The sequence below is a fragment of the Phycisphaerales bacterium genome (assembly GCA_035627955.1).
Lineage (GTDB): Bacteria > Planctomycetota > Phycisphaerae > Phycisphaerales > UBA1924 > JAEYTB01.
This window is the reverse complement of record DASPKU010000005.1, coordinates 26965-53243: the sequence shown is the minus strand read 5'-3', so window position 1 is coordinate 53243 and position 26279 is coordinate 26965. Positions and strand designations below refer to the sequence as shown.

At 68.4% G+C, this 26279-nt stretch carries 20 protein-coding genes; all 20 read right to left on the bottom strand.

The genetic code is table 11. The features are described from left to right. Window positions 1–2: 2 nt before the first annotated feature. A complete protein-coding gene (locus VD997_04445; protein ID HYE61225.1) occupies window positions 3–1442 on the bottom strand; it encodes a sugar transferase in 1440 nt (479 codons plus the stop codon). Window positions 1443–1445: 3 nt separating this feature from the next. After that, on the bottom strand, window positions 1446–3647 hold the full coding sequence (locus tag VD997_04440) for an AAA family ATPase (GenBank protein ID HYE61224.1): 2202 nt from the start codon (window positions 3645–3647) through the stop codon (window positions 1446–1448). Then, window positions 3644–4342, bottom strand: a complete 699-nt coding sequence (locus tag VD997_04435) for an exosortase-associated EpsI family protein (GenBank protein ID HYE61223.1) — start codon at window positions 4340–4342, stop codon at window positions 3644–3646. Before VD997_04435 ends, VD997_04440 begins: the two co-directional genes overlap by 4 nt. Before the next feature lie 3 nt (window positions 4343–4345). After that, on the bottom strand, window positions 4346–5212 hold the full coding sequence (locus VD997_04430; GenBank protein HYE61222.1) for an exosortase/archaeosortase family protein: 867 nt from the start codon (window positions 5210–5212) through the stop codon (window positions 4346–4348). Next, a complete protein-coding gene (locus tag VD997_04425; protein HYE61221.1) occupies window positions 5209–6156 on the bottom strand; it encodes a hypothetical protein in 948 nt (315 codons plus the stop codon). The genes VD997_04430 and VD997_04425 overlap by 4 nt, the downstream gene beginning before the upstream one ends. A gap of 111 nt (window positions 6157–6267) precedes the next feature. After that, a complete protein-coding gene (gene asnB, locus VD997_04420) occupies window positions 6268–8226 on the bottom strand; it encodes an asparagine synthase (glutamine-hydrolyzing) (protein HYE61220.1) in 1959 nt (652 codons plus the stop codon). Continuing rightward, the gene (locus VD997_04415) at window positions 8226–9494 is read right to left on the bottom strand and encodes a glycosyltransferase (GenBank protein HYE61219.1); all 1269 of its coding nucleotides are present in this window, start codon (window positions 9492–9494) and stop codon (window positions 8226–8228) included. Before VD997_04415 ends, asnB begins: the two co-directional genes overlap by 1 nt. Beyond that, complete coding sequence (locus VD997_04410) at window positions 9491–10030, bottom strand: glycosyltransferase (GenBank protein ID HYE61218.1); 540 nt, start codon at window positions 10028–10030, stop codon at window positions 9491–9493. The genes VD997_04415 and VD997_04410 overlap by 4 nt, the downstream gene beginning before the upstream one ends. After that, window positions 10027–10482 (bottom strand): hypothetical protein, encoded by a 456-nt coding sequence (locus tag VD997_04405; protein HYE61217.1) that lies wholly within the window; start codon window positions 10480–10482, stop codon window positions 10027–10029. Before VD997_04405 ends, VD997_04410 begins: the two co-directional genes overlap by 4 nt. After that, a complete protein-coding gene (locus VD997_04400; GenBank protein ID HYE61216.1) occupies window positions 10475–11470 on the bottom strand; it encodes a glycosyltransferase family 2 protein in 996 nt (331 codons plus the stop codon). Before VD997_04400 ends, VD997_04405 begins: the two co-directional genes overlap by 8 nt. Window positions 11471–11483: 13 nt before the next feature. Beyond that, window positions 11484–12449: a class I SAM-dependent methyltransferase gene (locus VD997_04395; protein HYE61215.1), complete on the bottom strand. Its 966-nt coding sequence runs from the start codon at window positions 12447–12449 to the stop codon at window positions 11484–11486. 5 nt (window positions 12450–12454) lie between these two features. Beyond that, the gene (locus VD997_04390; GenBank protein HYE61214.1) at window positions 12455–13687 is read right to left on the bottom strand and encodes a glycosyltransferase family 4 protein; all 1233 of its coding nucleotides are present in this window, start codon (window positions 13685–13687) and stop codon (window positions 12455–12457) included. Then, the gene (locus VD997_04385) at window positions 13684–15051 is read right to left on the bottom strand and encodes a hypothetical protein (protein HYE61213.1); all 1368 of its coding nucleotides are present in this window, start codon (window positions 15049–15051) and stop codon (window positions 13684–13686) included. Before VD997_04385 ends, VD997_04390 begins: the two co-directional genes overlap by 4 nt. Window positions 15052–15058: 7 nt before the next feature. Beyond that, the gene (locus VD997_04380) at window positions 15059–16075 is read right to left on the bottom strand and encodes a glycosyltransferase family A protein (protein HYE61212.1); all 1017 of its coding nucleotides are present in this window, start codon (window positions 16073–16075) and stop codon (window positions 15059–15061) included. Window positions 16076–16310: 235 nt separating this feature from the next. Further along, on the bottom strand, window positions 16311–17240 hold the full coding sequence (locus VD997_04375; GenBank protein ID HYE61211.1) for an FkbM family methyltransferase: 930 nt from the start codon (window positions 17238–17240) through the stop codon (window positions 16311–16313). A 12-nt stretch (window positions 17241–17252) separates the two neighbouring features. Further along, window positions 17253–18548 (bottom strand): oligosaccharide flippase family protein, encoded by a 1296-nt coding sequence (locus VD997_04370; GenBank protein HYE61210.1) that lies wholly within the window; start codon window positions 18546–18548, stop codon window positions 17253–17255. Between the two features lie 113 nt (window positions 18549–18661). Next, window positions 18662–21370: a hypothetical protein gene (locus tag VD997_04365; GenBank protein ID HYE61209.1), complete on the bottom strand. Its 2709-nt coding sequence runs from the start codon at window positions 21368–21370 to the stop codon at window positions 18662–18664. Window positions 21371–22023: 653 nt separating this feature from the next. Beyond that, the gene (locus VD997_04360; GenBank protein HYE61208.1) at window positions 22024–23511 is read right to left on the bottom strand and encodes an aminotransferase class III-fold pyridoxal phosphate-dependent enzyme; all 1488 of its coding nucleotides are present in this window, start codon (window positions 23509–23511) and stop codon (window positions 22024–22026) included. A 121-nt stretch (window positions 23512–23632) separates the two neighbouring features. Continuing rightward, complete coding sequence (locus tag VD997_04355; GenBank protein HYE61207.1) at window positions 23633–24847, bottom strand: M20/M25/M40 family metallo-hydrolase; 1215 nt, start codon at window positions 24845–24847, stop codon at window positions 23633–23635. Continuing rightward, complete coding sequence (locus VD997_04350) at window positions 24844–26271, bottom strand: M48 family metalloprotease (GenBank protein ID HYE61206.1); 1428 nt, start codon at window positions 26269–26271, stop codon at window positions 24844–24846. Before VD997_04350 ends, VD997_04355 begins: the two co-directional genes overlap by 4 nt. Window positions 26272–26279 lie beyond the last annotated feature (8 nt).

Sequence of the window (26279 nt, the reverse complement as noted above, 5' to 3'; positions counted from 1 at the left end):
CCTCACCCTCCGAGCACTTTTCTGATCGTGAGCATGATGATCCAGAGATCGAGCTTCCAGCTCGCGTGCTGGACGTATTCGAGATCGTAACGGATCCACTCCTGGAAGTCGGTCTGCGGCTCGCGCGTGCGGCGGACCTGCCAGAGCCCGGTGATGCCCGGGCGCACGCTGAGGCGGGCCTCGCGCCACGCGGGGCAGAACTGGTTCTCCTTGTCGGGGGAGGGGCGCGGGCCCACCACGCTCATGTGGCCGAGGAGGACGTTCCAGAACTGGGGGATTTCGTCGAGCTGGTACTTGCGGAGGAACTTGCCGACCTTGAGGACGCGCGGGTCGTCGGCGATGTAGAACTGCGGGCCGTCGCACACGTTGGCGCCGACCAGCCGGGCCTTGAGGTGCTCGGCATTGCGGAACATCGTGCGGAACTTGAAGCAGGGGAACGAGCGGCCGTGGATGGTCTGGCGGGTGTGGGCGAAGAAGGGGGGCCAACCGTCCTCGAGCCAGATGGCGAAGATGATGAGGGGGTAGAGCGGGGCGGTGGCGATGAGCACGAGCAGGCTGAACACGATGTCGAAGGCGCGCTTGAAGACGCGTCCGATGCGGCGGCGCGGCACCTGTGGGAGCAGGCGGTAGGCGGGGATCTCAAGGTCTTCCCACTTGATGTCGCCGACAGGCTTGTGGGCGCCGGGGGCGTCGCCGACCGCATGGGGGCCGATGTAGACCTGGCCGGGGGTGAGCTTCAGGCCGGCGCCGCCCCAGACGGGGGCGACAAAGCGCACGCCGGCGGGGACGTCGGTGTCCTCGTGCAGCCAGACGCCGGGCTGGTACTCGTAGATGTCGTCGATGAGGCCGCTGGGGGCCTTCCAGCGCTGCATGAGGACGTGGGTGCAGGCGACCGCTTCCTTGCTGACGCCGAAGACACGCCCGGAGCCGGTGACGGAAATCATGCGGCGGGGGCCGCACGCTTTCTTGATGTCTTTGCGGGCCTGCTGCAGGGTGACGGCGCTCGCCCAGATGCTGGCAAGCGTGGGGTCGGGGGTCATCCACACGCGGGCGGTGGAGTGGGTGCGGGCGCGGTAGTTGCGGCGGATGGCGATGAAGCGATCGTCCTTGTCGGCCAGGACGGTCTCGGTGTAGGACTGGTCGGCCTCGTCGCGGATGCGGACGCGGGCGGCCCGTGGGTGCACGGCGTTGAAGGGCTTCATCACCTGCTTGAGGTCAAAGATCACGAGCTGGCTGGGCTCGATGAGCAGGTACATGCCCGGGCCCTTGGGGGCGTAGGAGCCGCCCCCCAGGCGCACGACCTGGATGCGCTTGGACGCCCAGTAGCGGTCGTGGAGCTCGGCGGGCGTGAGGCCCCACACGCGCCCCAGCGGGGCGGTGTCGGCGCGCTGGCCTGGCTTGCCGGCGGTGGCTGACACGGGTTTGGGAGCGACGGTGATCACGGCTTATGAGTGGCTGGGCTCGTTGCTGGGTGCCTCGAGGGCGCGGAGGAGGGCGGCGCGACCGGCGGTGCCGGTGGTGCGGGCCGCGGCGGAATTGGCCTGGATGGAGCGTGCGGACACCGACGCGGTGCTGACGCTACGGCTGAAGTCGCGGGCGCCGGCGCGGTTGAAGATGAGGCCCGAGCAGGTGGCGCCGAGACGGCGGAGACGCGCGATGGAAGCGCGGACGGTCTTGGCGTTCTGGCCGCGGGAGACGACCAGCACGCAGCCGTCGGACGCGGGGGCGACGACGTTGGCCTCGAGGCTGCCCAGGATGGGGCCGGTGTCGAGGATGACGGCGTCGTACTGGTCGCGGAGCTTCTTGATGAGCCCCTTCATCATGTTGCTGGAGAGGTGCTCGGGCACGAAGTTGCCGAGCACGCCGCTGGGGAGGGCCCACATGCCGTGGACCTTGGTCTCCTTGACCTCGCCGTTGAGCTTGTCGTGGTTGAGGGCCTCGCAGAGGCCCGTCTGGCCCTGGAGCTCGAGCTGGCGCGTGAGGCCGCGGCCGACGAGGTCGGTGTCCACGATGATGGTCTTGCGGCCGGTAGCGGCGAAGGACATGGCGAGCGCGATGGCGAGGCTGGTCTTGCCGTCGCCCGAGGAGGAGCTGGTGATGGTGTAGACCTTGCCGCCGGGTGTTCCCTCGAACTGGAGCTGGAGCATGTTGCGGAGGTGGTGGACGCTGAGCGCGGCCATCTGCTCCTGCTCGATGCCGCCGTCGCTGAGGTCGGGGACGGTCCCCAGGAGGGGCACGGCGCCGCCCTCGGTGCGCTCGATGTCGTCGATGTAGCGGTAGCCGCCCTTGGCCAGGCCAACGAGGAGGACGATGAAGCCACCCAGGCCCAGGCCGGCGAAGGCGCCGATGCCCGCGAGGGCGGCGCGACGGTCGGTGTAGGGCTCGACGGGGCGGTCGCCGCGCTGGAGGACGGAGACGCGGCCCATCTGGTAGGCGCGGCTCTCGAAGCGGATCTGCTCGAGCGTCTGGCTGACCTGGTCACGCTCCTTCTTGCGGTCGGCGATGCGCTCCTTGCGCTCGGCGATCGCGAGCTTGGTGGTCTGGAGGTCGTTGGCCTCGGCGGTCTTCTGCCTGATGAGGCTCTTGTACTGGTCGATGCGGGTCTGGAGCTGCTCGGTCGTCATGGTGGCGATCAGTGAGGCCTTGGGCGCCTCGTTCACGCGGGGGACGCGGCGGAGCTCCTCGGCGCGGGCCTGGATCTGGGCGCGGACGCCCTCGAGCCGGTCCTCGAGCGCCTTGTAGTCGCGGTGGTCCTTGGTCACCTTGCGGAGCAGGGCGGCCATGCTGGCCTGGAGGCCGCGCTCATCCTCGAGCCAGCGGGTGAGGATGGGGTCCTCCTGGGCGAGGACTTCGATGCTGTCCTTGAGGTCCTCGGTGACGGCGGGGGCTTCGCCGTTCTCACCCTTGGCGCGGTTTGCGAGAGCGATCTCCATGGACTTGATGTCCTGGCTGAGCCTGTCGATCTCGATGATCTTCTCGGCGTGCAGGCCCTCAACGTCGTCGGTGGCGTACTTCTTGGACCACTCGCTGATCTCGCCGGCGTAGAGGTCGATCTCACGGGAGAGGTTGTCGCGCCGCTCCTGGATCTTGCGCTCCTTGTCGCTGGTGGTGACCGACTGGTTCTCCTCGTAGACGGTGAGGTAGGACTCGAGGATCGCGTTGACGGCCTTCTGGGCGAGCTCTGGGTTGGGGTGCTTCACCGTTGCGGTGATGAGCTCCAGCGCGCGCCGGTTGGAGACCTCCAGGTTCTTCTGGAGCAGGGCAAGGCCCTCGGGGGCCTCGGGCCAGCCCGCGGTGCGGAGCTTCTCGTCCTGCATGGCCATGTCGAGCACGCGCCGGCTCTGGAGGAGGGCGGCCTGCGTGGACACCATGGACTCGAACATCGCCGGGACCTTGGCGTCGTCGAGGTTGTTGTACAGGACCATCTCCATCGTGGGGGCCACGCGGATGATGCCGGTGCTGGTGTAGGTGGGCTTGACGGCGACGTAGCCGGTGATGGCGAGGGGGATGGCAAGGAGGAAGCCCACGAGCGCGGCCCACCCGTAGCGACCGCGCAGGTGGCGGTGCAGCATCATGACGGGGTTCTCGTGCTGGCGGCGGGGCTCGCCGGAGTAGTTGTCGTAGTCGTTGGGAATAATGTCTTTCACCTTTGGACCCCTTGTCCGATTGTCTTGAGGGCGGGAGCGATGGCGTGGAGGGTTTCCTTCACCATCGCGTCGCGCCATTGGGGTGATGCGTCCTCGTCGAGCACGATCTGCACTTGAGCGACGCCCAGGCCCCCCACTTTGCTGGCCCGCGCGGCACGGTCCATCGCGGCCATGTCTGCGAATATGGTGCCCCCACCCTCAGGAATGATGAAAAAGTCCAGCACAATCATGCGGTGCTCGGACATATCCGCCGAGCGGGAAAAGCGATAGACCATCGCCTGCCAATCTTCGCCGTTGACGGTGATCGGTGATTGCTCGGTGGAGACCTGCTTCCAGCCGTGGGCGGGGTAGCACACGGGCGGGTAGTGGCCGGTCATATCGCGCACGTCCTTGCAGTGGACGATGAGCAGCGACATGCCCCAGCCGGTGGCGGGGTCGATGTAGCGGCGCTGGAAGAGCTTGTTGGGTGAGAGCAGCAGGATCGCGGCCTTGGTGGGCTCGACGTCGTTGCCGACGGTGGGGCCGACCTTGTAGGGGATCGTGTCGATCACCTTGCGGACGCGCCCCATGTAGTCCTCGGCGCCGTGCGGGGTGCTGGCGTTGAGGCCGCCGGCGAAGAAGAGACCGGCAAGGAGGGCGGCGCACGCGTAGGGTGCGAAGCGGCCGAGCCCGGATGCGTTGCGCTTGAGGGCCATGGGTTATTCCTCCGCCACCGCGTAAGGCGCGATCGGGACCTCGATCCAGCGGAGCAGGCCCAGGAAGCCCCAGAGCATGCCGAGAGCGATGACGAGCACGCCCCAGCCGCTGAGGTCGTGGAAGATGTCCGCGGTGGACTTGTCGGCGTAGCCGTAGAGCAGGGCCGTGGGCACCAGGCGGATGACGTTCACCAGCAGGGCGATCAGGGGGCTGAGGCAGAGGATCAGGATCCGCACGCTGGAGCGCATCGGGACGGTGTAGATGAAGGCGAAGGCGACCAGGCCCAGGGCGGCGACCATGCGCATGCCGTTGCACGCCTCGGCGATCGCAACCTCATGGCCCGCGATCGTGAGCACGTTGCCGGCCCGCTCGACGGGCACGTTGAAGAGCATGAGGAAGAACTCGGAGATGCGGGCGGAGATCTCCTGCAGCGGCAGGGCGATCATGTGGCGGATGCGACCGGGCACCGGCAGTAGGAAGATCAGGCCGCAGAACGCGGGCAGAAACTGGCGGACGAAGGCGAAGCCGACCACCGTGAGCACCGCGCCGAAGACGATGAGCAGCGCTCCGCCGTGCCAGGCGAGCTCAGTGCCGTTGAGGTAGCCCCAGCGCGAGATGCCCCAGCCGGCGAGGCACACGAGCGGGCCGACGAGCGTGCGCCGCGGCGGTGCGTAGCGGAGGCGGTCGCGCCGCGTCCAGCCCAGCCACAGGGCCACGGGCAGGCCCAGGAGGATGTGCGACTGCTCTTCGACGTTCCAGGCGAGGAACGCCACGTCATTCCAAGGCGCCCACCCAACGGCGACCGCCAGGGCGAGTAGCGCCGATAGCAGGACCCCGTCAGTGAACTTCCACGCCGTCGCCGCGTTCATCCGACACTCTCCCGTCCTGGCGTCTGTCCTGCGGGCACGACACCCTCAACCACCGTCCCGCCCGCGTTCACCCGTGCGCCGGGGCACAGGATGGAGCGGGCAACCACGGCGTCCTCTCCGATCGACGCGCCCGGCATCACTACCGAATCAACGATGACGGCACGGTTTCCGATGCTCACGTCATCCCTTACAGCATGCACCACGTCCGGCGAGTCAGCCGGAACAACCGCCGAATCTGTTGAGGAACGGACTGAAGTGGAGGTCAGGCCGCCAGCCGCGGCCGCCGCGTGAAGGAACCCTTCGCGGGTTCGGAGTTCGTAAGAGTAGCCGTCGCGCAGTCGGTGCACGCGCACGCTGTGGCTCTTGTCGAGGGCCTTCTTGAGCCACTGCTCCTTGAGGTCGGTGAAGCCCTTCGTGGGGACAAGCTCGAGGGTGGCGCAGCGGATGAGGAAGAGCCCGGCGGGCGTGCTGTCCTCGTTGCAGGCGACGGTTATGTCGGCGTTCTTCGACTGGTGCTCGGCGACCATGCGGGTGAGGTCGCCGCTCACGTAGCGGGCTGCCTCGACAACGAGGACGGTCGCATCAGGCGGGTAGCAGCTGCACGCGTCGCGGACGGCACCGGCGGGGCCGCGGAACTGCTGCGCGTCCTCCTGGAGCTTGAACTCGAGGCGGTTGGAATGCTTGGGAACGCGGGGCGCGGGCGTAGCGGCGCCGTAGATCACGTGGACGACGGGCTTCTGGTCCAGGGCCGCGGCAATCGCCTCGAAGTGACGCATCCAGACATCGAGCACGGTTTCGGAGGGCGTCAGGTATAGGTCGAGCACCGAGCACCGCGCGGCGGCGGCGAGCGGCGAGGCGCGGAGGCTGCCGGCCAGCAGAACGCACGCCGTCAGCCTGAGGCTGGGCGTGGTCTCGATCTGCGGCGGTGGTGCCACCTGGGTCATGCGGCTTAATCATGCCACCTGGATGGCGACTTGGTGGGAGAGAAGGGAGATGTGCGGGGCCCGCGGATCCGTAAGCCGTTGCGCAGACGGCAACAACGGCACAGACGGATGTTAAACGATTGCCGGTGTCGCTGCGCGGTGGATCTCGGGCGTGCCGTTTGAATGCACGCCGAGGCGCGGCAGGAACACGTCCTGGTACCAGACCTCTGCCCCCAGGAGCGTCCAGAGTGCGAGGTTGGCGTCCGTTTGCCCCGAGTCGTGGGAGGTGAGCAGTGACTCGACCTGCTGGCGGTCGGCGTAGGTGCCGCAGAGGCCGCGGGGGTTGCGGAGGTAGTCGAAGAGCATGGGGCGGAGGTGGCCGCGGAACCAATGGGCAAGGGGGACTCGGAAACCCCACTTGCGGCGGGCGAGGATGGCGGGCGGGAGCTTTTCCTGTGCCCATTGGCGCACGATCCACTTGCCCTTGCGGCCGCGGATCTTGAGATGGTCGGGCAGGGCGATGCCGAAGGGCACGAGGGCCTTGTCGAGGAAGGGGACTCGCATCTCGAGCCCCACGGCCATGGTCATGCGGTCGCCGCGCTCGAGCAGGTTGCCGGGGAGCCATGTGAGGCAATCGACGGCCTGCATGCGGCGGAGGTTGCCCTGCCAGTCGCTCATCGCGAGCGCGGCGGTGTGGGGCTGGGTGGTGCGCGACCACGTGTCGGCGCTCCAGCCCATACCGGGGAGGAGGGACTGGAGCGCGGCGCGGTCAAGGTAGCTGAACCACTGCGAAAGTCGGTCGATCTCGCTGGGCAGGCCCAACGCGCGGGCGGCGACGAGGGCCCGCCGGCGGTCAAGGCCGAGGGCGCCCGCGAGGGCGGCGGCACGCTCGGGGCCGATGGTTCGCACGCCGGCGCGGAGGAGGCTGGGCGCCTTGGCGAGGGTGTACTTGGGGTAGCCGCAGAAGGCCTCGTCGGAGCCTTCGCCGGAGAGCACGACCTTGACGGACTGTTTGGCCACCTCGCTCATGCGGGCAATAGCGGGGTCGGCGGGCTCGCTGAGGGGCGCGTCACGGCAGGCGGTCATCTGCGCGAAGAGGTCGGCGTAGTCCTTCTCGTGGAGCGCGACCTCGGTGTGGGTGGTGCCGATCGCGTCGGCCACCTGCCTGGCGTAGGGCAGCTCGCTGTGCTGATCCCCGGCGAAGCCGACGGAGAACGTGCGGACCTCGGCGTCGCGGGCGCGGAGCGAGCGGATGAGGGCGACGATGACGCTGGAGTCGAGGCCGCCAGAGAGGAAGGCGCCGACGGGGACGTCGGCGATGAGGCGCTTGCGCACAGCGGATTCGATCATCTCGCCGAAGCGGGTCTGAAGCTGGACATCGCCGAGGCCGCGGATGGATTCGGCGGCGCGCTCGACCTCGCGCCCGAGGTGGTAGAAGCAGCCGGTGCGGACGCCGTCGCGGGAGAACTCGAGCCAGGAGCCGGGCTCGATCTGGCGGATGCCCTCGTAGAGGGAGCGGTCGCCGTAGACGGCGCGGAAGCGGACGACCTGGCGGAGGGCGTCGAGGTCGAGCTTTGCGGTGACGGCGGGGTGCTCGAGCAGGGCCTTGATTTCGGACCCGAAGACAATGAGGCCGGGCTCGGGCGTGCAGTAGAAGAGCGGCTTCTTGCCGAGCGGGTCGCGGGCGAGGAGGAGTTTCTGCTGGCGCCGTTGCCAGGCGCCGAAGGCGAACATGCCGTCGCAGCGCGGAAGGGCTTTCTCCCACTCGCGCTCAACGAAGCGGAGGAGGACCTCGGTGTCGCCGCTCCACTTGAGGGGGACGTTCGCGGCGCGGAGTTCTTTCTGGAGGTCCTGGTAGTTGTAGATTTCGCCGTTGAACGTGAGGCTCACGTCGCTGGCGGGGACCTGCATGGGCTGGGGGCTGCCCGCGAGGTCGATGATGGAGAGGCGGCGGTGGGCGAGGCCGCACGGGCCGTCGATGAGCGTGCCCTGAGCGTCGGGGCCGCGCCGGTGGATGGTCTGGGCCATCGCGCGGAGGACGTCGTCACTGGGCGGGGCGTTGAAGTCGATGTAGCCGGCGATGCCGCACATCAGCGGGGCCCTCCGGTGTGGTGGGGTTGGTGCGGGTTGAGGCCCAGCAGCGACGCGGCCTTGTCTGCGAGGGCGTCCCAGCTGTCGTTGCGGACGGACTCGCGGCGCTGTTCGACGAGTTGCGGGTTGTTCTCTTTGAGGGCGCGGCCAATCTGCGTGAGGAACTCATCGTGCGAGTCGGCGCCGTAGACGAGGTGCTCGTAGCGCTCGAGCTCGGCGAAGCGGATGGAGACGACCGGGAAGCCGAGGGAGAGGTACTCCTTCAGCTTGATGGGGTTGCAGCCCTTGATCCAGTCGTTCTGAAGCCAGGGCATGAGGGCGCAGTCGAACTGGGCCGCGTAGTGCGGGAGCTTGGCGTAAGGCACGGGGCCGAGGTACTTGACGTTGGGCTCGGCGACGAGGCGCGAGATGTCCATCGCCTTGGGGCCGATGATGAGGAGCGTGGCGGGGCGGATGTGGCGGGCGACCTTGATGAGCAGCTCGAGGTCCACGGTGTAGTCGTCGAGGGCGCCGTAGAAGCCGACGAGGGGGCGGGGGAGGTCCTTGAGCTCGTCGGGGATCGTCGCGGGCGGCTTGGTATCCGGGCGGGCGGAGGCGAAGTGATTGAAGTCGACGCCGTGCCCGATGAACTCCGCGGCCTTGACGCTGCGGCGCTCACGCTCAAAAAGGATGCGGTTGACGTAGACGGCGCTGTCGCAGGCTTTGAGCAGGCGCTGCTCGAGGGGGGCGATCAGGTTGGCGTCCGCCTCGGGAAAGGCGGAGAACTCGTCGGAGCGGTTCCACACTGACGCGGCCCAGCGGCGACGCTCGACCATCGGGGCGCAGGTGGGGACGGTGGCCCAGACGGCGGGGCGCTTGATCTTGAGCTTGCGGAGCAGGGTTGAGACCTGGAGGCCGACGAGGCGGCCGTTGAGCTCGACCATGCGCGGGTTGTAGCGCGGGATGAACAGCGGGCTGTAGACCCACATGCCCGTAGCCTCGTCGCGGCGGAGGCCCTTGACCGTGCTCTTGAGCTTGCGGACGTAGCGGTGGAGCACGAGCTCGGTTTTGCCCGGTGTGGGGGCGCGCATGCCGATGCTGTTGACCCAGAGCACGGGGACGCGCCTTGCGAGGCGAGACATGATCTGGCACTCGCTGTGGCCGCGGTTGTGGTACCACCAGTCCACGGCGGCGAAGCAGACGACGCCGTCGGCCGTGGCCGCGATGGTGGCGGGGGGCGGGGCGGAGACGGGGGAGGGCTGGACCGGGATGGCGGGGGCCTGGCTCACGCGTTGACGCTCTCCATGACAGAAGCCGCTGCAGGAGTAGGCTTCACGACGGGGATTGGTTCGCCATGAATGAAGGCGCTGACCGCGCCGATGAGGCGGTCGGAGGCGAAGGGGCTGATGCGGGGGGCGGCCCCGAGCTGCCCTAACGCATCGAGCTTCTCGACAAGCTCGCGCTCGTCCATCGCGACGGTGACGGTGCCCATCTCGGCGAAGCGGCGGGCGGTGGCGAGCTGGTGGTCGTTGCGGTGCTCGCCCAGCAACGCCTTGCGGGGCATGATGACGATGGGCTTGCCGAGCTCCAGGGCCGTGAGGATCGAGCCCATGCCGGCGTGCGCGATGATCACGTCGGCGGAGCGCATGTGGCGGTCGCACTCCTGCGGCGTGATGAACTGCTGCGCGGTGATGTGGCGCGGCTTGAACTCGCTGGGGCCGATCTGGGCGAAGACGTCGGTGCGGGCGCGGGCGGCGGCCCAGTCGTCCACGGCCTTGATGAGGCGGTCAAAGGTGAGCTGGGTGCCGACGGTGACGAAGATCACAGCACGGCCCCCTCGTAGCGGACCTTCGTGGAGGCGAGGTGCGACCACTGGGTGAAGCAGAGGTCGGCCTTCTCGCTGGCCATGCGGCCGGACATCGAGAGCTCCTCGACGTTGGCGATGCTGTCCACCCACAGCGTGCGGGCGCCAAGGAGCTTGCCGAAGCGGAGGGCGAAGTAGCCGGGGGCGGCGCCGGTGGAGATGACGACGTCGGGTCGCTCGCGGAGCACGACCCAGAGCACCTTGAGGGCGCTGAGGGCGAGGGCCACCTTGTTCCAGCGGTTGGCGTCCTTCGTGACGTAAAAGCGGGCGGGGCCGACTTGGTCCTTGTGGCCCGCGTCGGTCGTCAGGTACGCGACGTCGCAGCCCTCGAACGCGGGGCGGAGGCGGCGGAGCTGCACCCAGTGCCCACCGCTGGAGGCCACGGCCAGGATGCGCTTGCGGCGCTCAGGCATGGGTGGGCTCCGGGAGGCGCGCGGAGGTTTTCGCACGCGGCTGGATGGGAGCGTCGGGCTGATCGAGCCATTCGCGACGGCGCGACCACACGCTGGACCAGCTGGCGGCGGAGTCGCGCCCGGACTGGCCTCGCATGGGCGCGAGCAGCTTCCACGCCACGGCCCGCGACCAGGGCCAGAGGGTGAGCATGGCGACGCCGAAGCGGGCGGCGCCGGGCGACCAATGGCGGCGGATCAGCAGCGTCTTGGCCTTCAGCAGCCGAACGAGCTTGTCAGAACGCACCTTCTCGCTGGCGCCGCCCAGGTGGATGATGGTTGCGTCGGTGGTGATACGCGGGCGGGCGCGGTGGGCGCGGGCGCGAAGGCAGAGGTCGGCCTCCTCGCCGTACATGAAGAACGCGGGGTCGAAGCCGCCGAGGTCGTCCCACAGCGCGCGGGTGATGAGCAGGAAGCAGCCGGACACGATGTCCACCTCCGGCGTCTGCTCGCGGTTCCACGCGCCCATGGCTTCGGGATCGAACAGGCGACTGCCGCGGAACACCGACTGCAGGCCCGTGCCGCAGCAGAAAGCGCTCCAGGGCGTCTGGCGCTTCCAGCAGTAGGTTGTGTTGACGGTGCCGTCGGGGAAGAGGGTTCTGCCGCCCCAGATGCCGGCCGCGGGGTTGGCCCTGGCAAAGGCCATGAGCCGGTCAATGGCGCCGTCGAGCACGACAGTGTCGGGGTTGAGGAGCAGCAGGTAGGTGCCGGTGGCGTGTTGCGCCGCAGCGTTGTTGCCGCCGGCGAAGCCGAGGTTGTCGGTGCTGCGGATGAGCGTGGCCTGTGGGAAGCGGGCGGCGATCGCGTCTGCGGAGCCATCCGTCGAGGCGTTGTCGAGGATGATCAGCTCGAAGCTGGTGTCGCGGGTCTGCGCGTACACCGACTCGAGGCACGCGAGGGTGATGTCCCGCGTGTTGTAGCTGACGATCAGGATGGACAGTTCGGGGTTCATCGCGTTGCTTCGATCATCGGCCCAGCGCGCCCTCCAGCACGCAAACGATCTCGGTGCCCCTGCCCTGCTGCTCGACTTCCCGGGCGGACCAGGTTTGGGCCGCTGCTGCGGCGCGGCGATCGGCCGGCGTGTTCTCCAGCGACTTCTGCGCGAAGCCGGCGAGCTCCACCGTGCCCATCCATACCACCCTCAGACCGGCCTGCTCCGCCGTCCGCCGGAGCGTCGCCACCGAGAAGTGCCACAGGTGCCGCGGCATGTCGTACCCGATCCAGTGCTCGCCGTAGACCTGCGCCTGGTGGGCGTCCACGTTGGGCACCGCGACCAGCATGCGGCCATCGGTGGCGAGACGGCCGCCGAGGGTCCGCAGCATGCCGACGGGGTCGGGGACATGTTCAAGGACGTGCCGCATGATGATTCGGTCGAACCGCTCGGCGGGCGCCGCGTCGAGCGAGGGCACCACGCGCACGCCGCGGGACGCCGCGGCCTTCTGTGCCTGTCGGTCGGGCTCGATGCCCAGCACCCGCATGCCAAGGCCGATACCCAGCACAGCGATGTCGCCGGCGCCGCACCCAAAGTCCAGCAGCGAGAGCCCGCGCGAGAGCGGGAAGTGCTCGGGGGCGAAGCGGCTGGTGAAGCGGCTGACGTCTCGGGTGCGCTCGGCGCGGAGGCGGAGGGCGGCGAGCGGGCCGCGGAGTTGCCAGCGGCGGGTGCGCTCGCGGAGGCGCTCCTTGAAGGTGCCACCGCCGGCGTGGGTGTAGTACTCCTGCGTGTCGTAGAGGCGGGCGAGGGTCTCGTCGGTGGGCTGTGGGTTTGTCAGGCACATCCCGCAGCGGCAGCGGCGCAGGCACGCGACGTCGTCGGTCCCAAAGAGGCGGTTGCGCGACTCGAACAGCAGCTGGTGCTCGCGCCCGCCGCAGAGCGGGCATGCCGCCCACGTCCAGCCGGGCGTCTGCACATCATGCGCGCGCACTGCCGTCATGCTCGTCACGCCACCGTCTCCCGTTGCACCACCGGCTCCCGCTCGCGCGGCACGTAGTGGTCCCGATGCTCCTGGGGCTCGCGCCCGAGGATGGTCCGGTAGACGGACACGAGGCGCCTGGCCGCGGCGCTCCAGGTGAGGTTGCCGACCCCGGCGAGGCTGGCCTGGCGGAGCTGCTCGAGCAGGTCGGGGCTGTCGGCGAGCAGGTCGAAGTGCTCGCGGAGCTGCTGCACGTTGCGGGCGGTGTGCACGAGGCCGTTGACCATGTGCTCGCAGCGGGCGCCCGCGGCGTCAGAGACCATGAGCACGCAGCCGCAGGCGCGGGCCTCGTAGGTGACCAGCGCGCTGCCCTCCTCGATCGATGGCAGGACCAGCACGTCGCACTCGCGCATCGTGGCGCCGACGTCGCTGCGGTAGCCGATCACCTGCACGCTGGGGTCCTTGAGGTAGGGCTCGAGCTTTTCGCGGTAACCGGGGACGAAGCGGCCGCAGATGACAAAGCGGCCTGCCTCGCGGGCGCGTGAGCGGCTCCAGGCTTCCAGGGCGAGGTGCAGGCCCTTGCGGGGCTCGCAGCTGCCGACGAACCCGAAGGTGAGCGGCCCTGCCGGGCGCTGCGGCTGGCTCCAGAACTCCCGCGGGTCGTACCCATACTGCGTCCGCGAGATGCGGGCGGCCGGGAATCCTCGCTGGATGAACGTCGAAGCGACAAACTCCGAGGGGCAGAGGAAGTGCTCCGCCATCCGGTACTCCTCCTCCTCGACCGCGAGCCGGCGCGGGTCGGCGCGGTGCGAGTGGTCGTGCGGGAGCTCCAGGCCCAACTTCCGCAGCTCCTCCCCCACTACTTCGAAAGCGAACCCAGTGTGCGTGTTCGGCCGCTCCAGCAGCGTTGGGATTCGGCGCGCCTTCGCCGCCTCGAAGGTTCGGCGCGCCCCCAGAGGCCAGGCGTGCACCAGGTCGATGTTGAGCCCACGCCGCACGGCCCGAGCCGTAAACCAGTCGTGCCAGCCCCAGGCGCGCTGAGTCCCCAGCACGCGATATGGGATACGCAAGCCGGCGGGCTTCATCGTCTGGGTGATGCTGCTGACGCCGGGCACGTCGCGCTCGCATGTGCCGCAGAAAAGGTGGACCTCGATGCCCTCGTCGACGAGGCCGCGCAGCTGGTTCCACGCGGTGACGCCGATTCCGGTGCGTCCCAGGCGGCCGGCGAAGCTGTACAGGGCGCGGATGGGTCGGCTCATGGTGCCGCCTCCGCCGTGGCGGGCACGCCCTCGAGCGGCTCCACTGCGAGGCGCCGGGCCGGCGCTCGCATCTGGCGGGTGCGGGCCCGCAGCTCCAGCCATTCGGCGCAGCTGATGGACATGCCAAGGGTAATGAAGCTCAGCAGAAGGGGCGGGCCGAAGAGGCCCACGGAAAGCTCGCTGAAGGAGAGCGCGATCAGCACGCTCGCAAGGCCGAACGCGACAGCCTTGACCGCGGGCTCGCCCTGGCGGTAGCACTTGATCAGTGTGACCAGCGCGGCGATCTTGACGCCGATGTAGAGCAGGGCCGCGAGCACCCCGCCGGAGGCCGCCAGCAGCACGTAGTTGTTGACCATGTCCACGATGGTGCGACCGTCAATGTCGGGGCCCCAGTTGTCGAGGGTTTTGCCGCCGTAGCCCACCGCCCAGTAGTTGGGCAGGTACTTGACCGCGACTTCCATCAGGCGGCTGCGGTAGTACGCGCCGGCGTTGCCCTTGTCCAGGGCGAGGTAGTCGATGAGGTGGTAGAAGTGGCGGTTGGAGAGCACCTCCACCGCGACGAGCAGCAGCGTGGTCGCGATCAGGCCGGGCTTGATCAGTTGCGGCATCCAGAACAGCGCGTTGAGGCACACCAGCACGAACAGCCCCGACCACGGCCCGCTCGAAAGGCTGGTGAGGATCGCAAGCACGCCGGCGCCCAGCACGGCGAGGTAGGTCCACCGGGCCTCGAACACGCGCCGGAAGCTGAACAGCAGACCCGTCACCAGCAGCATGCCCATGCCGAAGAAGATCGGCTGCTCCGTGCTGGCGAAGGCGCGGCGCATGCCAAGGCGGATCTCGCTGCCGCCGCCGTCCATCCGGATGCCCTCGCGGTATAGGAACGGGATGTAGGGCGAGAACCGCAGCACGTTCTCCAGCACCCCAAGCGGGGCCATGATCAGCACGCATACCGCCAAGCCCTTGACGATGCCCTTGACCGCGCCGGGCTCGGCGAAGACCTTGCGGGCCATCAGGTACATCAGCACGGTGTCAAAGCCCGAACCCACCACCGTCTTGAACTTGTCCACCGGCGTGCCGGCGATCAGATTGGCCGCGACCATCCACAGGTAGAAGAGGATGACCATCGCGTCGGCCCAGCGGAAGCGCGGGGGGTTGTCCCCCGGGCTGAGCACCAGCCGGAGGTAGAGCACGAGCGCGGCCATGCGGGGGACCGACATCTGGGCGATCCCGACCGGCACGCGGAGGTACTCCGGCCACAGGAACATCGAGGCGATGATCATGCCCAGCGCCGCGCCGGGGCGGAGCATCAGCGCCCCGGCGCAAGCCGCGAGCGTGAGGATGATGGTGATCGGCAGGGGGTCCATTTCTCTCTCAACCGGCGTGAGCCATGGCGGGGGTTGTGGGCCAGCTCACGCTCTTGGGCTTCTTCCGTGATCGGACCTTCGCGATGAACCCCGACGGGAGGAGGGCATAGGCGAGGGCCTTGAGGTAGTGAGGGTCGGTGGGGTGGAACTTCCCGCAGGCGATTCCCGTCCGGATCGCCTCCATCACTCTGCCATGAGAACGCAGGTCCAGCACGCTCTCGATGAAGTGTGCCGCCAGGTTGTTGTCCAGATCGCGGTTGCGCAGCCTGGAATACGTTCCCGGACCGGGTGCGGGGCCCAGAACCTCCTCGGGGTTGGCCCCCCTGCGCTCGCACGCCCGCCTGAGGACTTCCCGGACACGCCGCTCACGCTCCACCGGCGCCCGCTTGGTGATCGAGTCGGGGTGCACACGGTAGGAATACAGGCACTCACCAAGCACCAGCATTGGGAACTGCTCCCCCACGCGGAGGATGTAGTCGTACCCCTCAACCCCCGGCAGGCTGGGCTCGTAACTGAAGTGCCGGACCATGCTGAGCCGCCAGAGCGCCGTGGGGTCGTGCGCTGGCATGCGCAGGCACTCGATCTCCTCGCGGCACTCCTCCCGCGTACGCGGGCGGAACTGGGGGGCGTGCCGCTGATTGCTCACAATGATGTCGTGCCCGCTGAACACCGCGGCCACATCGGAGTTCCGACGCAAGCAGTCCACCTGCCGCTGGATGCGCTCGGGGTGGCTGAGGTCGTCGGCGTCGTTGATGGCGTAGAACTCGGCATCGGTCATCGAGAGCGCGAGGTTCATGGCCACTGGCTTGCCAGAGTTGGGCTGCCGAACAGTCCGCAGGCGGGAGTCGCGGATATCGGAGATCACTTCCAGAGACCCGTCGGTGCTGCCATCGTCGACGACGATGACGTCGAGCTCGCGGTACGTCTGGTTGAGCACGCTCTCGACAGCGGCGCGGAAGTAGGGCCGCGCATTGAAGAGCGGCAGGATCACGGCAACGAGTGGCTGAACGTCGCGGCTGCTCATTGGACCCTCATCATGCCCTACGTTCGCCCATCCCGGCTCAGAATCTTCATGAGCCGGCGTTCGTCTTCGAGTATCGGGTACGACGTGGCGGAAGCGGCAGCGGTTCGGGGCTCCCCGGGGCATGGTGCGGCGATCGTCAGGATATCCGCCGTACGAAGGCTGAATAGCGGCGGAGGGCGTGGCGATAACCCGTTGCACGTGCTGCACTTGGCCGCAGCCGGCCGGCTGCATCGCCTCACGCAGGCAGGAAACACTCGCCCCGGATGCGCTTCGCGAACGGCGATTCCGGGTGAATCCACAGAAGGTCGGTGTCCCTCAGGTCGCCGGCGGCCGCGACAGGCCTCAAGGTCAGGCGGTGCTGAAGTGGCCTGCGTGCCGCGCCAATGGCAGAGGCGGAATAGCCGCGGGAGGTCATGAGCTCGAACAGCTCCGCGATGCTGGAGCCCGCACGCTCGAGCCACTGCGGTACGGCTTCCGTCAGAACGAGCGGGCGGCGGGAGAGGGTGCGGGTGAGCCCTTTGAGCACGCGGCACTCAAACCCCTCGACGTCGATCTTGATGGCCATGGGCGCGTCGGGTGCGTCTGCCAGGACCTCGTCCCCGGGCAGGACCTGCACGCGGTGCTCGGACGTGACGGGTTGATCCTCTGAACCGGCGTGCTCGGCGAAGGTGCCCAGCAGCCCCTCGCCGCCCAGAACCTTGAGAACGAGCTCGGCCTGCGCATCGCCCAGGCCGGCGGGGTGCAGGTGCACGTGATTCAGGTGGTTGGCATGAACGTCGGCAGTCAGGCGTGCGAACAGGTGTGGGTTGGGCTCGAACGCGTACACGCGACCGCGCGGCCCGACGCAGCCCGCGCCCAGCAGCGTCAGCTTGCCGGTGTTGGCGCCCACGTCCACGAAGGTGTCGCCCGGCCGCAGGGCTTCGCGCATCAGCAGCTGCGAGGGCAGCTCGTGGTAGCGGGCGAGGAAGTAGGCCGTGCGGTCCCAGGCGTCGGCGAGGTCAAGGGTCATGAGGTACCCGTGCCACTTGTCACGGACCTGCACCGTCCCCGCGCCCTTCCAGTCCTCATGGCGGTACGCGCCGGCCAGCCCGAGAAGCCGCCCCCACCCCGGCAGTTCGCGCCGGGTATAGGGCATGATCAGGCGCGGCAGCAGCCTGGTGTGCATCGCGTCCCCCCTTCAGGTCATCCACTTGTACATGAGGCCAAGCGCCCCGCCAAGGAAAATGAGCGCGATCATGGTGACCCATTCGAGCGTGAACGCGGCGCGAAGGTGGCGGCGGACTGCGTGCAGCGTCGCGGCATAGCCGGCCAACGGTGCCAGTGTGAGAACCCACACCGCTTCGCGGAGGGAGAAGTAACGCAGGGTGATCCAGAGACCGGGCGCCAGGACCGCCAGCCGCATGACGTTGCCGGTGGCCGCGAACTTGGACTGACCGGAAGCAAACAGCATGTTCACGGTCGGGCCCATGAGGATGTCCAGCGCCGCCCTGAAGCCCAGGAGCTGCAGCATCCAGCCGGACGGCTTGTACTTGTCGTCCAGCAGCTTCTCCACGGCAAATGGACCGCCGAGGATGCACACAATGGCCGCGCCGCAGGCGAGGCCGAAGGCGATGAGCTTGACGCGCCGGAACTGGAGCATGGCCCGCGCCGGGTCGTCGCGGCATAGGCGCGAGACGAGCGGGAAGAACACCTGCTCGAAGAGCTGCTGGATCGCCCGCGTGGGGGCGGAGGCGAGCATGAAGGCCATGGTGAACCAGCCCAGCTCATCCTTTGTCACGGTCCAACCCAGCAGCAGTCGCTCGGCCTGGCTCGCGGCAAAGTAGGTGGCCGTGGACAGGAAGAGCCAGACGCCGAAGGAGATCAGTTCCCGCGCGGCCGCGCTCTCCCACTCCAGCTTCGGGCGCTGGCCCATGAAGAAGCTTCCGATCGCGAAAGCCGAGGCCGCCGCGACACTGCCGCCGATCAGTGCCCACGCGGTGGGGGACTGCCAGACCCACACGAGCGCGACGATGAACCCGATGACCTCGCTGCCCACATTCAGCGCGGTGATCTTGTGCATCTGGACGTGGCGGGTGGCGGTCCATAGGGCCGAGCTCGAGAGACCACGGATGCACGTCGTGCTCGCGGCGATGACCAGCATGCCAACCAGATCAGGGTTGTGGTTCGACGCAGCGAAGGGGAAGGCGATGATCGCGGCGATGAGCCACAGCGCGCCCCCACGCACGACGTTCATGGAGTAAGCGGTGTTGAGAAAGACCGGGTCGTCACCGCGCCGGCTCTGCACCACGTTCGTAGCGATGCCGATATCCGACAGCAGCATCAGGCCCGAGATGACCAGCATCACCAGGCCCACCTGCCCGTAGGCGCTGACGCTGATCTGGTCGGCAACGTACAGGTTCTGCACGAAACGCAGGACCTGCATCAGAGCGAACCCGCCGGCCGAGACGGCGCTGGCCTTCATGGCCAGGCGCATGCGCTCGCCGGGGGTCCAGCCAAAAAAGCCGCCAGGCCGGAGTGTTCCGGCCTGGCGGTTGGGTTCATGCTGAAGGGTGGTCATAGTCGCGGGCCGTCCGGGGCCCCCGAATATTACCGCTTCTGGAAGGCGCCGATGGCGGCAGCGCCCGAAGAGGTGCTGATCGGTCGCCAGTCAAGGTCGACGGGGACCAGCGGGGTCGTGACGCGGTTGGTCAGCGGCGACCCGTTCATCGGGTGGAAGTCGGTGCTGCTGGTGAACATCGGGTTGCCCGAGGTGCAGTTCGTGCCGAACAGGTACTGCCCGTTGGTCACGTGGTTGTTCTCGGCGTTGAAGCCCGGGTAGTTCATGGTGCTGGTGTCGCTCTTCTGCGGCATGACGCAGTTGCGGACGCTGAAGTTGGTGATGTTGTTGCCGTTGAACATGACGGCGTAGTTGTTCCAGGTCACGTTCCACCAGAGGTAGTGGTCGGTGACGCTGCCGCCGCCCATCCACTGCGCCTGGGGATCGGTCGCGATCTTGTCCAGCAGGACGTTGACGATCGCCACGTTCTTCACAGGCTGCGTGCCGCTGCCGAGGGTGATGCCCTGGCAGGCGACGTCGGTGGCCTTGAGCCCGAAGATGATCATGTTCTCGATGGCCTCCACCGGCACCTGCACGACGTCGGGGTGGACGCCCGAGTTGTACCGCATGTGGTTGACCGAGCAGTTGACCATCAGGCGACGCATGTTGCTGAAGTCGGCGCCGATGTCCTGAGCGCTGATGTTGCGCGCCATGATCACGTACTGGTTCAGGCCCGTGTGCATGGTGTTGCGGATGTTGACGTCGGTGTACCAGACCGGGATGGTCGGCCCGCTCGCCACCGCCTGGATCCAGGACGTAGTGGAGCCGATGTAGCCCAGGCCCTCGATGTCGACGTTGTCGATCCAGAAGTGGTTGCCGTACGGGTCGCTGGGCTGGGTGAGCAGCGTGGTGTTCGCCAGCTGCCGCAGCGTCAGGTTCCGCACGCGGAGCTTGCGCTGGGACACGGTCTCCCCGCCGGTGGTGATCACCACCTGGCTGCGGCTGGTGCCCGGGGCGCCCTCGATGGTGAACCAGCGGTTCGCCGCACCGTCAGAGCCGGTGTTGGGAATGGTGTACATGCCGGGCATGAGGTACACGGTTGCGCCTTCGACCGCGCCCGTGCTGTTCTGCGCCGCTAGGTGGGTGATGGCGCGCCGGATGCTCCAGAAGGGCAGCGAGGACGTGCCGTTGCCCACCGTGTCGCTGCCGTTGGGCGAGACGTACACGGTGCGGTTGGTATTGGGCAGCGTGCCGCCAGCGTTGGCGTACAGGCGCAGGGCCTTGTCGCCAAGGTCAGTGCCCGTGCTGTCCTGGAGCACGCGCGGGACGCCCACGTTGGGGATCACGCGGGCCCGGACCTCGAAGGGGCCGTCGGGCAGCGATGAGGCGTTGATGGTGGCCGTGTACTCCCACACATTGCTGGTGGGGTTGAGGGCCATGCTCGAAACGGAGGTCCACGCGCCGCCGTTCAGCGAGAACTCAACGCGGTTGATGCCCGAGAGGTGGAAGGCCACCACGCCGATGTTGTAGTTCCCCGTGATGGTCTGGTAGGGGACCACGTCCCAGCGGGCGATCGCCTTGGCGGTGTAGCCGAGCTGGCCGGCGCTCCCCTGCACGCCCGGCTCCGGCGAGGCGCTGGTGAAGCCCGTGCCCGCAGGGAGCACGGGGAAGGTGCCGCTGGGCGGCGGGGGCGGGGGGGGCGGAGGAGGCGGCTGGGTGCTGCCCACCGTGGAGTTCACGGTGATCGTCGACGTGTACGCCGACTCGCCGTTGCCGTTGTGCGAGCGCATCTTGTACTGGAACGTGCCGGCGCCGGGGGTGTCGCGCCAGGAGGTCCAGCCCGCCGGGATCTCGACGATGCCGTTGCCGCCGAAGGCGGGCGTGCGCTCGATCCAGAAGGCGGTCTCGTTGTCGGAGTTGTCGGTCCACGCGAGCGTCACGCCGCCCTGGCCGTCGGGCGTCCCCGTGAAGTTCGTGGGGGCCGCGGGGACCGCGGGCGCCTGGATGCTCGAGTTCACGGTGATCCACGGCGTGTACGCGGAGGTGCCGTTCGCATTGCGCGAACGCATCCGGTACTGGAAAGTGCCGGCCCCGGGCGTGTCGCCCCAGGCGGTCCAGTCCGCGGGGATCTCGATGATGCCGTTGCCGCCGAAGGCGGGCGTGCGCTCGATCCAGAACGCGGTCTCGTTGTTCGAGTTGTCGGTCCAGGTCAGGTTGATGCGACCCGTCCCGTCCGGCGTGCCCGCGAAGTTCGTCGGGGCCGCGGGGACCGCAGTGGTGTCATCCGGGGGCGGGGGCGGGGGCGGAGAGGTCGGGGGCGGGGGCGGCGGCGGGGGCGTGGTGGTGCCTGCCGTGCCGTTCACCGTGACAGTCGCGGCGGAGGTGTACGAGGAGTTGCCGCGCGAGTTGTACGAGCGGACCTTGTAGCGGAAGGTGCCCGTGCCCGGGCGTTCGGTGTAGAGCGCCACATTGGCGCCCAGGGTGTAGCTGGCGGACGTCGTCCAGCTGCCGTTGGTGCGGCGGGTCTCGCGCACCAGGCGGAAGCCGAGCTCGTTGTTCGAGTTGTCCTGCCAGGTCACACGGACCAGACCGGTGGAATCAACGGTCGCCGCGATGCTGCTGGGCGCCGCGGGCACACGAGTGCCGCTGAGCTGCGCCGCCGCGGGCGATGCCAGGTTGAGGGGGGCGACCAGCGCCGTCCCGGCACTGAGCACCATCGCCACGACCGCGGCCTGGCCCTTGGACTTGAGATTCATCATCACAGACTCCTCATCAGCACAACCAAGACGAGTCTGCGAAACATCGGCCCCTAAGACCCCTCACCGGTACGCCCGGCCAACTCTCACTGTCTTCTGGAGGCCGCAGCAACCGCACCAGCATCCTTACCGGCACAGGTTCACTACCCGCCTCTCGGGTCTTTGGGGGCTCTCGGTCCAAGCTCTTGGCGAGCTCAAGTTCCGATAAACGCCGCCTCAGTCGTGCGGAGGCACCATACGGGAACCGGGCGGCTACGTGGTCCCTAACTTCCCACTCATGCGGGACATGGGGGCGTTTAACCCAGCTGGTCGATACCCGCCGATCGAGGGGCGGTAAGTCCCCGGGTTCGTGGGTTCTATGCACCAGATCGCGGGGATGAGAGACGGCGCGGGCGCCGCGCGCCGGGATGAGCGCCGCACCCCAGCGCGTGGCCTCTAGCACTGATGTGGAGAAGAGTTGCGCATTCATGAGTGCAAGCGAGTGCCGCGACACAGAAATTTGATCGATCCGCGCAGCGATGCCCAACGCGTGGGATGACTGTCGACCGCGCGATCACCCGCGCGGGTGATGTGACATAACACAGAATCCACACACCCGCACGTGCGGCCCCCGCAGGGGAACGGCGCTCATTCCGAGCGGTGAGCCGCCCCCCGGATCAGCCCGCGACCTTGGCCAGGCCCTTCTCGATGCACGCGAACACGCGCGCCCAGTCGGCATCCTTCATCACCCCCAGCGGGGGCAGCATGCGCACGTGGTACGGCCCATGCCCGCAGTAGAAGAGGATCACGCCCTCTTCGAAGCACGCCTTGCACACGGCGTTGATCTTGTCCTTGCGCCCGCCGAAGGGCGTGAACTTCATCATGCCGCCCAGGCCGCCCACGAGCTCGGACTGACCTTCCACCGCGGGGAACCACGCGGGGTGCCTGGCGATCAGCTGCTGCACCTGCTCACGGAAAAGCGCGTGGTGGCGGGCGATGGAGCCCTGCGGCCCGTAGTAACCCCCGTCGCGCAGACGCTCCATCACGCGCTGGCCCATGCGGAACGAGACACCCTCACCCGTGAAGGTGCCGCTGAGCAGCCCGCCCTTGGGGTTCATCTCCTCGGTCCACATTGTGGCGCACGCCTGCGTCATCTTGCCCACGCAGAAGACGTCCACGTACTCGCCGAGGTTGAAGTACTCATAGGCGAACATGGTGGGCAGGCGGCCGAAGGTCTGGATCTCGTCGTCCCACACGATCACCTTGCGCGCCTTGCACACCTCCATCAGGGCCTTGAAGTAGTCACGCGTGCCGGGGTTGAACCCGCCCTCGCCCTGCACGAGCTCGAAGATGAAGCACGCGTGCTGGCCGGGGTAGCGGTCGAGGTACTCGGTGAGCTGCTTGACGGCCCCGTCGATGTGCCTGGCCTCGCCCACGCGCTTCGCCTCGTGCTCGTTGTAGAACGGCATGTAATCGACGAGCACGTTCAGCGGCAGCCCCTGGCGGTAGTCCGGGGTGTCCCCGATCTGGGCCATGGTCGTGCTCCGCCCCATGAAGCAGTCCTTGAACGCGATCACCCGCGGCGCCGGCGCGTTCTTTTGGAAGCACACCTTCAGGGCGTTCTCGTTGGCCATGGCGCCGCTGGTGCTGAGGTAGCAATGCTTAAGCCTGCTGTTCTTCCCGGCCTCCTTCAGCAGCGTCTCCATGAACGCGTAGGGCTCGAAGTTGCTGGAGAGGTTGCCGTGCTTGAGCACATCGTCCATGCCGCTGAGCACGCCCAGCTCCGCCAGCTCCGGGTCGCTGTGGCCGAAGAAGTGCACGCCGATGCCGCAGATCATGTCCCACTTCACCGACCCGTCGGCGAGCTCCACCAGGGCGCCGTTGCCCAGGCCAGAGCCGAGGTAGGGGTACAGCAGCGCCCGCCCGCGCACCGCCGCGGCCCGCGCCATCAGCGCGTCGTAGGTCTGCTTGAGCTCGGGACGGGGCGGCCGCACGTCGGTGATCTGCGCCGACTTGGCCCGCAGCTCCGCCACCATCGCCGCCGCCGCGGCCTTCACCGCCGGGCTGTGGTGCAGCTGGTCGCCCAAGGTCTGCGCCGTGGCCGACGAGCTGGAGCTATTGGGAGTGCTGGGGCGGGCGGGCTGCTGGGCGGGGGCCTGGGTCATTGCTGCTCCTGTGCTGACGCGAGTTTATGCAGCGTCCATCGGCTTACCGGGTGAGGGGAGTTCATCTGTGAGAGGTCGGGGTGGCACGATCCGTCTTCGGGCCGTGCCCGCACGCTGCTATTCACTGCGATAGACGCATAATCAGTACCGCGAGCAGCTGCGCCCGCTCCACCAGGCTCGCCAGCTCGATCCACTCCTGCGGCGTGTGCAGCCCCCCACCCCTCACGCCCAGCGTGTCAATCGTCGGCAGCCCCGCGGCCTGCAGGTTGTTCCCATCGCACACGCCGCCGGTTTTGCCGAAGGGCAGCTGCTGGCCGAGCGCCTCGGCGGCCCAGCGTGCGTGGATCGCAAGTGCATCGACCTGCGGTGTGCGCGGCTTGGCGGGCCTGTTGAAGCTGCGGTAGACCTTCACCCCCGGCAGTTCGCTAGGCGCGGTCTCCATCGCCTCGAGCGCTCGGCCGAGTTCCTCGCCGGCCTCGTAGGTGGGAAAGCGAACGTTGCCCCACGCGCGGGCGAGGTCGGGGACGACGTTGGCCGCGACGCCGCCCTGGAGCGGTCCGATGTTGACGATCCGCCCCCGCGAGGTGTCCACCAGCTGCGACACCCGCAGGATGCACGCGGCCAGCGCGTTCACCGCCGACACGCCCGCGCCGAAGTCGCGCCCCACGTGCGACGCCCTGCCGCGTGTCTCGATCATGAACTGGCCGCTGCCGGGGCGCTCGGTGACGAGCCCGCCGTCGGCCATCGCGGGCTCCAGCACCAATCCCTCCCGGTACCCGCGCTTGGCCTCGGCTTGGAGTGCCGTGTCTGAGTGATAACTCCCCGTCTCTTCGTCGGAGTTCATGATGAACCCCCACCCCGCGGCCACGCCCGCCTCCTCGAGCGCTTCCAGCGCTGTCGCGCCCACGAGCAGCCCGCCCTTCATGTCGACGCAGCCTGGACCGGTGGCGGTGCGACCATCAGGGGAGATTGACAGCTCGCGGAACGAGGAAGAGGCGTGGTGCACGGTGTCGAGATGCCCACACAACAACACACCGGCGCGGTGCTCCTTCGGCAGGTGCGGCGTCGTGCGAGGCCGGCGGCACACCGCCGTGGGCGGAACACTGCCGCGGTCCTCAGGATCCAGCCACGTGGGCTTGGGGTCACCGGGGACGAGTTCCACAGCGGCGCCAAGCTTCGCCAACCGCTCCGTCAACAGCCCCCGCGTCTCATCGAGCCCGCCTGCCGATCCCGGCCCCGTGGGGATGTTCACCAGTTGCCGCAGCTGCTCCACCATTGCCGCGTGCCGCCCCGAGATGATGCCGCACACCCGCTGCTCCGCCGCCGTCAGGCTCATGACGCCCCCCCGAGCAGGAACGGCACGAAGGAGGCGATGATGCCCACCACGGCCGCGATCTTGATCCATTTCACCTGCCGGTCGATGGGCAGGGCGTCCACCGGCCGGTCGATCAGCGTTGCCAGCCGCCGCTGCCGCTCGCGCACCGAGCCGTGCCGCCACGTGAACCGCTCGGGGTCGATGCCGTTGAGGTCGGCGACGGATTGCAGGGCGCTGGACATCACCCCCACCGCACCCGCCGTCACCGCTGCGGCCTCATGCTCGCGCGTACGCGTCAAGTGTTGCACGGCGAACGCGTCCGCCTGCCACTCGAAGCGGCGGCTTACCAGGCCGAACACCGTGCCCGCCCCGGCGATGCCCATCAGCCCCATGATCACCGACAGCGTCGTGGGGCTGAGCACGCGGATATGGAACCCCTCCACTATCGTTCCCAGCACCAGCGCCAGCACCAGCACCGCCGAGATGACGCACACCGCCAGCCAGATGAGGTGCCGACGCCGCACGTGCGCCACCTCGTGGGCCATCACCGCCTCCACTTGATCGGCGTTGAGCCGCTCGAGCAGAGCGTCGCTCAGCAGCATGTACCGCAGCGGCCAGAAGATGCCCAGGATTGCCCCGTTCACCATCGCTCCGTGCGTGCGCCACAGCAGCGGGCCGCGCACCCGGATTCGGTACTGCCTGCACATCGCCCGCATCTGCTCGCGGAGGGGGCCGTCGCCGATGGGCACGGTGTCCCACACGCGCCGGATCACGGCCGGGGACGTAATCAGGATGGCGATGATGCCCGCGTAGGTCACAACCGGCAGCAGCCACTCGGCCTGACCCCGCCACTCGCGCACGATCCACTCCCCCACGTGCATCGCGAGCGTCTCATGCCAGGCCATCATCATCGTGAGCGGCGCCAGGAACAGCATCGCCTGGTGCCGCAGGCACGAGGACACGTACTGCCCCCGGGTGAGCGGCGGGTGCACGGGCGTGCCCTCGGCGTTGTTGAGCTCGCGCAGCAGCAGGGCCTCGCGAATTCGAAGCTCCAGCGGGTACAGCGACCACCAGGTCGCCGCGAAGAACAGCAGCACCGGGAGCATCGTCGCCAGCTCGTCGACGATGATGAAGTCGCCCACAAGGCCGCGCACGGTCGCGAGCGATCCGAACGCGAACAGACAGAACCCCCACCACGCCCCCGCCAGCAGCCGCAGCGCCAGCATCGTGGTGTCCGCCATCCGCACGGCGGAGTAGCTGCCCTTGCGGTCAATCAGCCGCCCCCACCGCACGCACAGCGCCTGGAACACGCCCCACATGGCCGCGAGCGGCGCGAGCAGCCATGCAAGCACCTCGCCCGGCGGCAGGTCCAGCACGCCCTCGCTGCCCTGCCAGTCGAACAGGTAGATCGAGCCGAACAGCAGGATGAGCAGGACCTGGATCATGCGGCGGC

Excerpts from the sequence above, each read along its gene's own strand:
- VD997_04390 (HYE61214.1), bottom strand. The coding sequence starts at position 13,687 with ATGAGCCGACCCATCCGCGCCCTGTACAGCTTCGCCGGCCGCCTGGGA.
- VD997_04405 (HYE61217.1), bottom strand. The coding sequence starts at position 10,482 with ATGCCTGAGCGCCGCAAGCGCATCCTGGCCGTGGCCTCCAGCGGTGGG.
- asnB (HYE61220.1), bottom strand. The coding sequence starts at position 8,226 with ATGTGCGGCATCGCCGGCTACATCGACTTCAACGCCCCGCCCAGTGAC.
- VD997_04380 (HYE61212.1), bottom strand. The coding sequence starts at position 16,075 with ATGAGCAGCCGCGACGTTCAGCCACTCGTTGCCGTGATCCTGCCGCTC.
- VD997_04425 (HYE61221.1), bottom strand. The coding sequence starts at position 6,156 with ATGACCCAGGTGGCACCACCGCCGCAGATCGAGACCACGCCCAGCCTC.
- VD997_04435 (HYE61223.1), bottom strand. The coding sequence starts at position 4,342 with ATGGCCCTCAAGCGCAACGCATCCGGGCTCGGCCGCTTCGCACCCTAC.
- VD997_04355 (HYE61207.1), bottom strand. The coding sequence starts at position 24,847 with ATGAGCCTGACGGCGGCGGAGCAGCGGGTGTGCGGCATCATCTCGGGG.
- VD997_04370 (HYE61210.1), bottom strand. The coding sequence starts at position 18,548 with ATGCGCCTGGCCATGAAGGCCAGCGCCGTCTCGGCCGGCGGGTTCGCT.
- VD997_04395 (HYE61215.1), bottom strand. The coding sequence starts at position 12,449 with ATGACGGCAGTGCGCGCGCATGATGTGCAGACGCCCGGCTGGACGTGG.
- VD997_04400 (HYE61216.1), bottom strand. The coding sequence starts at position 11,470 with ATGAACCCCGAACTGTCCATCCTGATCGTCAGCTACAACACGCGGGAC.
- VD997_04385 (HYE61213.1), bottom strand. The coding sequence starts at position 15,051 with ATGGACCCCCTGCCGATCACCATCATCCTCACGCTCGCGGCTTGCGCC.
- VD997_04375 (HYE61211.1), bottom strand. The coding sequence starts at position 17,240 with ATGCACACCAGGCTGCTGCCGCGCCTGATCATGCCCTATACCCGGCGC.
- VD997_04365 (HYE61209.1), bottom strand. The coding sequence starts at position 21,370 with ATGATGAATCTCAAGTCCAAGGGCCAGGCCGCGGTCGTGGCGATGGTG.
- VD997_04430 (HYE61222.1), bottom strand. The coding sequence starts at position 5,212 with ATGAACGCGGCGACGGCGTGGAAGTTCACTGACGGGGTCCTGCTATCG.
- VD997_04360 (HYE61208.1), bottom strand. The coding sequence starts at position 23,511 with ATGACCCAGGCCCCCGCCCAGCAGCCCGCCCGCCCCAGCACTCCCAAT.
- VD997_04350 (HYE61206.1), bottom strand. The coding sequence starts at position 26,271 with ATGATCCAGGTCCTGCTCATCCTGCTGTTCGGCTCGATCTACCTGTTC.